Below are 5352 nucleotides of genomic sequence, written 5' to 3' on the forward strand. Positions count from 1 at the left end.
AAGAACATCAATTTCTAGGTGTTGTCCTTCTTTACTGACTCGGACACTGGGACTGATAACTTCCATCCCAAAGCGTTGTCTGAGAATTGTTTCCATTGAAGGAAGGGCAAGTCCTTCGGTAAAGCTGCCGAATTTGGCACCGAGTCCCCCAATTTGTTTGCCCAGTTCTTTGAGTTGTTTGTCAGTTTCCTTGAGTTGTTGGGCGTTTTCCTTCTGTTGTTGACTGACTTCCTTGAGTTGTTTGTCAGTTTCTTTTTGAGCGGCAGTTAATTCGGCTAAGAGTCGCCATACGTCTTCGGATGTAGTTGCCATAGATAATTTTTTCCTTCTGATCTGGTCTATTGCTATTTTAGTCAATCGCGCCGATACTTCCTAATTTTTAGCCTTCAATGCTCTCTTTTTTGTCAAGTACATCTTATCCCATTTTAGATGAGCTTACCCTAGCAACCTTAAGCGAACACTACCGTGCGATTAGCGTAAACCAAAACGCGATTTTGCAAGTGTAAACGTACCGCTCGCGCTAACACCACCCTTTCTAAATCCTTACCTTGACGAATTAAATCTCCTACGGTATCGCGATGGCTAACTCTGACCACATCCTGCTCGATAATTGGCCCCTGATCGAGATCGGCAGTGATATAATGGGCGGTGGCTCCAATAATTTTTACCCCTCGATCGTAGGCCCGTTGATAGGGATTAGCTCCGGCAAAAGCCGGTAAAAAAGAATGATGAATATTGATAATATTGGGGAAAAAGTTAATAAAATCTGGAGTGAGAACCTGCATATATTTAGCTAAAATCACTAAATCTATCTGGTATTCCCGCAGTAACTCTAATTGTCTGGCTTCCTGTTCAATCTTGGTTTCGGCGGTAATGGGAATATGATAAAACTCAATACCGAATTGATTGGCAACTGAGTGTAATTCTGGATGATTGCTAATAATTAAAGTAATTTCTGCCCTAATTTCTCCCCCGTGTTGTCGCCATAATAAATCGAGGAGACAATGATCCTGTTTTGTCACCCAAATAGCTAGACGCGGGACAGTATCGGAAAAATGTAAGGACCAACTAGCCTGCAAAGGTTTGGCAATAGCGGCGAAAGCTGGTTCGATCATCGCACGGGACAAATTAAACCCCTCTAATTGCCATTCTATCCGCATCAGAAACAATCCCGCCGAAAAATCCGTGTGTTGGTCAGCGTGGATAATATTGCCGCCATTAGCGTAGATAAAATTAGCGATTTTCGCCACCAGACCAATCTGGTCGGGACAAGAAATTAACAAGGTTGCAGTGGTACCAGTCATAAATTATCGGTGGCAAGAATTGACTTTTTCTATCCCCTAATTGATTACAATTTCAGGCACTTCGTCCCTTTGATGCACAAAAAAGAGCATTTGTCAATAGCGATCGCCAATTAAATTGCCAGTTAAACTGATAGGCTATTCCCTTGCTTGGCAGTGGCAAAATGCCGCTCGATCAGGGAGGGGACATCTTGGGGAGCTACCTGATTATAATGCTTTTTATCGGGCATAACCACCAGATTCGGCCCTTTTTTGCACTGTTTTAAACAGCCGGTTAATTTAATATTCACCGCTTCTCCCAGTCCTTTTTCCTCTAAATCACTCTCTAACCTTTGGCAGACTCTCGCACCGCCATTTTTCCAACAATCGGACTTCTGACAGATTAAGACGGTGGCTTTTTGCTCTTTTACTGGAGCCACTTCTGGGGTTTTTTCGCCAGATAAATGCTCGATCCCTAGTACCCTAAGTTTTAATTTTCCCTTTTTTGAACAAAGACTACTTTCTCCCGTCACTTTTAGCCATGAGTGGAGAGCAATATTGAGAGGTATGTGGTCTCGCAGTGTTTTTTCGGGCTTAAACCAATATTCTCGTTTATCAACACTGATTCTCAGGTATTTTACCTTATATCCGTCCTTGAGGACAAAACCGAGGAATTGACCGACCACTTGAAAGGGAACCATGGTAGTTGTAGATTTTGACATACTTTCTCACTTTTTACTCTCAGATTGCTAATTTTTCTCAAGGATTATGCCTGGCAACAGGTTTCCAGCCAATCGATTAAACAGCCTCGGGAAGCCTCTAGCTGCCGCAGGACACTCCACAGCTGTAAAAGTTGAGCGGGTCCAGCGATGCAAACCTGTAAAAGCTTATGGAGCAAGCATTTACATTCAATGTCCAGGACCTGCAGCCGGTGGTAGAGCTGCCAGCTCTCCCAAGCACTAAGAGGGAAGATTTTCTCTCCTTCCGATGGCAATTTGTCTATACTCATGGGGCTTTTAATTGAGAAATATTAGCAATATAACTCTAGGCTGATGTTCTCAGTATAACCGACAACTGCAAATAATTATCAATAACCTGAAGAAAAAAAGTTGTCCGGTAGCGGCGATCGGCTAAAATCTTGCTTGTCCGCTTTGCCGATCCCGGAATCGCTACCGCCTAGAATTGTCAAAGAGATAAAAATGGAGATAACAAGATTTATTGACGAAAATTATGGATAAAAAAGCTCAAAAAACCGATAATTCAGCAATTCTCTATTTTGATGGTGGTTCTCGCGGCAATCCGGGGAGAGCAGCCGGTGCAGCGGTAATAGTTTTAGCCGAGGGTAATTCCTTGACCACGACTAGATATATGGAGAGAGCCACTAATAACGAGGCCGAATACACGGGATTGATTATTGGATTGGAAAAAGCCCAAGAATTAGGCTTAAAAAGCCTAGAAATTCGCGGAGACAGTCAATTAGTCATCAATCAAGTTAAGGGAGACTGGAAGGTAAAAAGCGATAGTTTACGTCCCTTTTATCAGCGTGCTTGTCAATTAGTTGCCCGATTCGATCGCATTAGCTGGTGCTGGATTGAACGAGCTAAAAATAGTTTGGCTGACGCTGCTGCCAATCATTGTCTGGATGCGGCGAAAAAATCGCCAGAAAAACCAAAGGAAGGCGAAACTAATCTCGATATTCTGCTCCAATCCCTGAAACCAGTCCTAAATACCGAAGAATTCGTTTTTTCTTCCCTAACAGCAACAGGACTAGAACAGCTACAATTAACTCCTATCTGCCAATTTCAGGAAGAAGAAGGCCTAACGGTGATTATTCCCCGTCAGCAAGCCGATCGCACGGGCTTACAGTACAAATATATTTATAGACAAATTACTCTTTCTGTGCATTCCAGTTTAGCAGCTGTGGGATTTTTAGCGGTGATTAGCGAGAAACTGGCCGAAGCGGCAATTAGCGTCAATGTCATTTCCGGTTATTATCACGATCATTTATTTATTCCTAGGGATAGGGTGACAGAAGCGATGGCTATTCTCGAAGAAATTAGCCGCTCATAACAGTTATCAGTTATCAGTTATCAGTTATCAGTTAGCAGATGTGAGTTTTCAATTCACTCATTACTGTTTACTGTTCACTGATCACTGAAAAAACAGGATTTAGGATTATTTGCCCTCCTCTGAGGAATTTTTCACCGTTTCTTCTAGGAGAACTACCGGTTCTTTTTCCCGCTGCTGCGAGCGGATGATATCGATGGTACTTTTCAGGACACTAGCGATGGGAACTGCTATCAATAAACCGAGAATTCCTGCCACTTTGCCCCCGATAAAAAGAGATAAAATAATCCAGACGGGATTAAGTCCGATCATACCTCCCATTAACCGCGGGGCGATGACATTATCATTAATTTGACCCACAATAATGGTCAGGGTCAAAACTTTTAACCCTAACCAAAAATCTTGAAACATCAGTAGGGTACTAATGCCAATAATGGTAAAGGCACTGGCAAAAGGAATTAATGTAGTTAGACCGATCGCCACCCCGAATAATAGGGCATAATCGACCTTGAGAATCACAAAAACAAAAATTTGAGCAAGGCTGAGAATTCCCGCTAAAATGGTTTGACCAGCAAAATAGGTCTCAAAAGTTTGACGAATAATCGTTCTTAATTTGAAATTCCAGGGAGCAGGAATCCAGCTAAAAATTCCCTCCCAAATTTGTTCGCCATAGAGAACAAGAAAGACAGTTAGAACCAGAACAAATAGAATGTTTAAGATACTGTTGATAGTTCCCAGCACAAAGCTCAGTAATTGAGTGCTAAGAGTTTGTAAAACATTGGTTAGTCGTTCCGATAACTGGGTGATTGATTGCTCGATATAAATCGCATATTTCTGAGTTTTATCCCACTTTTCTAAATTTTGTATCTGTTCGGTTCCCGACTCGATCCACTGGGGCAAACTATTGATTAAACTGCTTAATTGTTCGACAATCTGGGGAATTAAAATTAAACCTAAAACAATCAAAATTAATAGGGCAATTAAAAAGACAATAGCGATCGAACCACTGCGATTAACCCCGCGTCTTTGCAGCAGTTTGATGGGAACATCTAAGACAAAAGCTAGTAAACTAGCAGTGACAAAAATACTGACTAAGGGTTCTAGGTCGCTAAATAATTGGAATAATAACCAGCCATTGAGAAATAAGAGCGGAAAAACTAGACTTAGCCGCAACCAACGAGGTAGTTGCTTAAAAAGCTCTATCATATAACTAATTTTTTTCTGAGAGAGTATCCAGGTAAAAAGAGACTTTCCTAACTAGAAATCCTCTTTCAATCTACCATCTCCTCGTTACTTTTCTGGCCTCCAGTAACCCTGAAACCCTTATCTTAACTGTATGGAGTTAAGCGGATTCGAACCGCTGACCCCCTCAATGCCATTGAGGTGCTCTACCAACTGAGCTATAACCCCTTGAAGACCATTTTTGAATATAGCTTAAATAGAATTATTTTGTCAAGGGGCGACGAGAAAAAAAATTTGTCACTCCAAAGGCGATCGCTGATAAGACAAGGGTGAAACAATCGCCCCCATTTAGACAGGAGCCGGAATTTGGGTTAAATAGGTTAAACAGTGACCCATGAGGAAATAAACTACTAACATAGCCGCTGCCGCTGCTGCCACTAAGGTTCCTGCCAGCATCAAGGAAAACTCTTGCTTGTCGAACGCTTGCTGCATCAGATGCAATGACCAAGCCACAAGACCGAGGTCAAAGATGAGAATCGGAACTAACATATTTTAAATTTTGTTAACTTTCATCTATTCTAATACATAATTTTCCCCAGGGATAATCGGACGGAAGTTAAAAACAGGGATTTTTTGCCGGTGTCTCGATCACGGCTGTCAGTCGTCAGCCATTAGCTTTCAGTATTGACATCCTCGCCGCCGTAAAACGGACGGCGATTCCTCACCACGCCACTTTTTTAGGGTGGTCGCGTCAACGGGGTTGACGCAGATAGCGAAAAACGCTTAATTGCTTAAGTCTGACACTTTCGACCCGTCCGTTTTC

7 protein-coding genes and 1 tRNA gene are annotated in these 5352 nt (G+C 42.2%); 1 reads left to right on the forward strand and 7 read right to left on the reverse strand.

The window, feature by feature from the left end; translation table 11 throughout:
• From IM479_RS08240 to IM479_RS08255, 4 genes are all read right to left on the reverse strand, one after another.
• The coding region (locus IM479_RS08240) for a DUF3782 domain-containing protein (protein WP_287684215.1) at nt 1-312 on the reverse strand (312 nt) is incomplete at its 3' end.
• 137 nt (nt 313-449) lie between these two features.
• The gene (gene purU, locus IM479_RS08245) at nt 450-1304 is read right to left on the reverse strand and encodes a formyltetrahydrofolate deformylase (protein WP_287684216.1); all 855 of its coding nucleotides are present in this window, start codon (nt 1302-1304) and stop codon (nt 450-452) included.
• A gap of 122 nt (nt 1305-1426) precedes the next feature.
• Nucleotides 1427-2002, reverse strand: a complete 576-nt coding sequence (locus IM479_RS08250) for a (2Fe-2S) ferredoxin domain-containing protein (RefSeq protein ID WP_287684217.1) — start codon at nt 2000-2002, stop codon at nt 1427-1429.
• A 44-nt stretch (nt 2003-2046) separates the two neighbouring features.
• Nucleotides 2047-2289: an Asr1405/Asl0597 family protein gene (locus IM479_RS08255; protein WP_287684218.1), complete on the reverse strand. Its 243-nt coding sequence runs from the start codon at nt 2287-2289 to the stop codon at nt 2047-2049.
• Between the two features lie 221 nt (nt 2290-2510).
• Here IM479_RS08255 and IM479_RS08260 point away from each other — a divergent pair, with 221 nt between their 5' ends.
• On the forward strand, nt 2511-3350 hold the full coding sequence (locus IM479_RS08260; RefSeq protein WP_287684219.1) for a reverse transcriptase-like protein: 840 nt from the start codon (nt 2511-2513) through the stop codon (nt 3348-3350).
• A gap of 105 nt (nt 3351-3455) precedes the next feature.
• Here the strand turns inward: IM479_RS08260 and IM479_RS08265 are convergent, their stop codons facing one another.
• The 3 genes from IM479_RS08265 to IM479_RS08275 all read right to left on the reverse strand — a co-directional run bounded on the left by IM479_RS08265 (nt 3456) and on the right by IM479_RS08275 (nt 5078).
• Nucleotides 3456-4553 (reverse strand): AI-2E family transporter, encoded by a 1098-nt coding sequence (locus tag IM479_RS08265; RefSeq protein ID WP_287684220.1) that lies wholly within the window; start codon nt 4551-4553, stop codon nt 3456-3458.
• Nucleotides 4554-4684: 131 nt separating this feature from the next.
• Nucleotides 4685-4757, reverse strand: a tRNA-Ala gene (locus IM479_RS08270).
• A 120-nt stretch (nt 4758-4877) separates the two neighbouring features.
• Nucleotides 4878-5078 carry a hypothetical protein gene (locus IM479_RS08275; RefSeq protein WP_002796074.1) on the reverse strand — a complete coding sequence of 67 codons (201 nt, stop codon included), beginning with the start codon at nt 5076-5078 and terminating at the stop codon, nt 4878-4880.
• Between the last annotated feature and the right edge of the window lie 274 nt (nt 5079-5352).

Source organism: Microcystis sp. M165S2, from assembly GCF_020245885.1.
GTDB lineage: Bacteria > Cyanobacteriota > Cyanobacteriia > Cyanobacteriales > Microcystaceae > Microcystis.

Bases quoted from the DNA above. Each gene is read 5' to 3' on its own strand.
- purU (WP_287684216.1), bottom strand. From the start codon at position 1,304: ATGACTGGTACCACTGCAACCTTGTTAATTTCTTGTCCCGACCAGATT.
- IM479_RS08250 (WP_287684217.1), bottom strand. From the start codon at position 2,002: ATGTCAAAATCTACAACTACCATGGTTCCCTTTCAAGTGGTCGGTCAA.
- IM479_RS08255 (WP_287684218.1), bottom strand. From the start codon at position 2,289: ATGAGTATAGACAAATTGCCATCGGAAGGAGAGAAAATCTTCCCTCTT.
- IM479_RS08260 (WP_287684219.1), top strand. From the start codon at position 2,511: ATGGATAAAAAAGCTCAAAAAACCGATAATTCAGCAATTCTCTATTTT.
- IM479_RS08265 (WP_287684220.1), bottom strand. From the start codon at position 4,553: ATGATAGAGCTTTTTAAGCAACTACCTCGTTGGTTGCGGCTAAGTCTA.
- IM479_RS08275 (WP_002796074.1), bottom strand. From the start codon at position 5,078: ATGTTAGTTCCGATTCTCATCTTTGACCTCGGTCTTGTGGCTTGGTCA.